Source organism: Candidatus Hydrogenedentota bacterium, from assembly GCA_012730045.1.
Taxonomy (GTDB): Bacteria; Hydrogenedentota; Hydrogenedentia; order Hydrogenedentales; family CAITNO01; genus JAAYBR01.
Window position 1 is genome coordinate 1 of the sequence record JAAYBR010000107.1, and the last position, 3,253, is coordinate 3,253.

The following is a 3,253-nucleotide window of genomic DNA, read 5'->3' on the forward strand; positions in this document are numbered from 1 at the left end:
CCCCTACATGCGTGGACCCGGGCCCACACAACAGCACGGGAATCCCCGCCCGTAGCGGCACCTCCTGCGGCGCCCCTACATGCGTGGACCCGGGCCCACACAACAGCACGGGAATCCCCGCCCGTAGCGGCACCTCCTGCGGCGCCCCTGCATGCGTGGACCCGGGCCCACACAACAGCACGGGAATCCCCGCCCGTAGGGGCGCCGCTTGCCGCGCCCTCTTCCTTCGCCTATCCGACGGCACCGCCCATGTGCGCCTACTTCGGGGGCATCTGGCTGGTGAACCGGTACGCGCCGGAGGCGACTTCGCAGCGGAAGAGGCCGCCGTCCACCACGGGCGCGGTGACGCCGGGCTGGGTCTCGGCGGGGAGGCCGCTTTCGAGGACCGTGCCGAGGCCGGCCGCCGGGAGGATGACGGTGGCCGTGGTGTTCGGGGGCACGTCCAGCTCGTAGGTCAGGGCGTTCTCCTCGACGCGCCACGCGCTGGCGATCTTTCCGTAGCCCGTGGCGAGGGAGGCGTCCACCCGCTGGAGCCCGCTCTCGACACCGGGGGCGGCAATGAAGTGTTTGTAGCCGGGGGCCTTCTCGTCGTCGCGGATGCCGCCGAGGCCCTCGGTGAACCACAGGCCGACGGAGATCATGGTGTTGTGGATCTGCGAGTTGTCGCCGTCCCACTCCTCCCAGATGGTCGTCGCGCCGTTCTTGATCATGTTGCCGTAGCTGGGGAAGTCGTCCTTGGTGTGCATGAGGGCCAGCAGGTCGTTCCGGCGGCTTTCGATGAGGAGCTTGGTCATGTAATAGTTGCCGTGCATGCCCGTGTTCAGGTGGCCGTTCCGGGTGACCGTGATGTCCTTTTCCAGGGCGGCCATGACCTTCGGGGCGAGCTCCGGCGGCGTGACGCCGAAGTGCAGCGGCATGGCGAGGTAGGTCTGCTCGCCGTTCGCGTAGGTCTCCCCGTCGGGGTTGAGGAACTCCGCATGGATCTTCGCCGAGAGGGCCGCGGCCTTCGCCTCGTAGGCCTCCGCCTGCGCCGTGTCGCCGAGGATGCGGCCGGCCTTGCCCGCGATCTGGAGGCAGTGGACGAGGTACAGGTTGTTGAAAAAGAGGGTGGACCGGTCGTCCACGCGGTCCTTGCCCTGCTTGCGTCCCGGCGGCACCCAGTCGCCGAGGAAGTTCCACTCGGGGCTGCCCGCGCAGCCGATGCCGATGTAGGGCGAGAGGACGCCGTCCTTCATCTTGGTGTCAATGAAGGCGAGCCAGTTTTTCATGACGGGCCAGCCGAGTTCGAGGGGGCGCGTGTCGCCGTAGGTGAGGTAGACCTGCCACGGCATGGTGACGCAGAAGCCGCTCCAGACGGGGCCGCCGCCCGCGTCCTGGGAGTAGGGGGCCGTGTAGGGCACGTCGCCCTCGGCGTTCTGGGCGTCGCGCCAGTCGGCGGCCCACTTTGCGTAGAAGGCGTTCGTGCGGAAGGCCAGCATGCCCATTTCCATGGAGGTGCCCGAGTCGCCGCCGTAGCCGAGGCGCTCGCGGTGGGGGCAGTCCACGGTGTAGCCGCCGAGGCTCAGGCACTTGTAGGTCCAGCACATCATGGCGTGGATGTCGTTCAGCAGCGCGTTGTCGCAGGAGAAGGTTGCGCTTGCCTCGTAGTCCACCGTGATGAGCCGCCCCTTGATCTCGGCGGGCTTCGGCGCGCGCGGCAGGCCCTTCACGATGGCGTAACGGAACGCCGCGTAGTTGAAGCGGTTGCGGAAGCGCTCGCCGCCGCCGCCCCGCGCCACATACTCGCTGTGCTGGCTGTAGATCTGGAACTTGCCGTCGGGAAAGCGCTTGTCGGCGAAGTCCATGGTCACCTTCGCGCCCTTGGGCGTCTCCTCCGGCAGCACCAGCTCAAACCAGCCGGTGTAGTTGCGGCCCATGTCCACGAGGAAACCGTCGTCCAGCGGCTCCACGGACAGCGGCGTGATCTCATCCTGCAGCCGGTTCGGCTCCATCATCTGCGCGGCGATCACCGGCGTCGGCGGGTGGTGGACCGCCGCGGGCTTCCAGTCCGCGTCGTCGAGGTCCGGCGAAGCCCATCCGGGCAGGTTCTTCTCCGCCTCCACCAGCTCGCCGCCGTAGCTGCCGCTGGTCATCTTCCCCAGCGGCGTGATGTGGCTGGGGCGGACCTTCCACGACGCGTCGGTGACGACGGTCAGCGGGTCCGCGCCGTCAAACGCGAGGGAGAACTCCGCCTTGACCAGGGGGCCGGCGGTGCCGACGTTCTTCAGCACGCCGAGGGACCAGCCGCGGCCGAGCCACAGGCCGATGCAGTTCGCCCCCTCGGTGAGGTACGGCGTGATGTCGTGGGTGACGTAGAGGCCGCGCTTGCCGTAGTCCGACACCGCCGGGGCCAGCACGTCCTCGCCCACCTTCTTGCCGTTGATGAACAGCTCGTAGTAGCCCAGGGCGCAGACGTATGCCGTCGCATGGGCGGGCGCCTTCGGGAGAGTCACGGTCTTCCGCAGCCAGGGCAGGGCCCCCTCGTTGTCCACGAACCAGTCCGCGCCGATCCACTCGCCGGACCATTCGGCCGCCGACAGCGGGCCCACGGTGAACGACGCCGGGTCGCTCCACGGCGACGCCGTCCCGGCCTGGTCCCACACGCGCACCTTCCACCAGCAGCGCGCGCCCCTGGCCAGCGGCGCGCCGCCGTAGGGCACCCACTGCGACTGGTCCGAGGCCACCTGGCCCGAGTCCCACAGGGGGGCGCTGTCCGCGGCCAGCGCCTCCGGCGCGTCCGCGACAAAGACCTGGTACGCCGACTGCGCGAGGCCGCGCGGCCCCGGCGCGAGGGCCCACGAGAGGCGCGGCTGGGGCCGGTCAATGCCGAGCGGGTTCACGAGCCCCTCGCAGCGGAGCTGCCCCGGCGCGTCCGGCGCCGCCGCCGCCGGGGAACACCATGCCGCCGCGCACACCACGCCCGCGGCCACCGCAAACAAGCCGTTCCATCCACGCATCGCAGGGACTCCTTCTGGTAGGTCCCGCTATGGTAGCGGAAAACCGCGCGCCGTTCCATAGCGGCCGGACGGGCGGCGTCGCCGGACAGCACGCTGTGGGACGCGGGGCCGTGCCGGGAACGAGATCGCGTCGCTTCGCTGCTAAGAAAGTACTTCTCCGGAGTTTTCCACAATGAGCTGGCAACCCATTCTTGTGGCTTGTCTTGCGAGATTTTTGAGCAACCGCTCCTGGTACTGCCGTTCGTATTCCTCCTGTC

Annotated in this window: 1 protein-coding gene; it reads right to left on the reverse strand. The window is 69.2% G+C overall.

What is annotated here, in order from left to right:
• Positions 1 to 257 precede the first annotated feature (257 nt).
• A complete protein-coding gene (locus tag GXY15_11780; protein NLV41891.1) occupies positions 258 to 2,996 on the reverse strand; it encodes a family 78 glycoside hydrolase catalytic domain in 2,739 nt (912 codons plus the stop codon).
• Positions 2,997 to 3,253 lie beyond the last annotated feature (257 nt).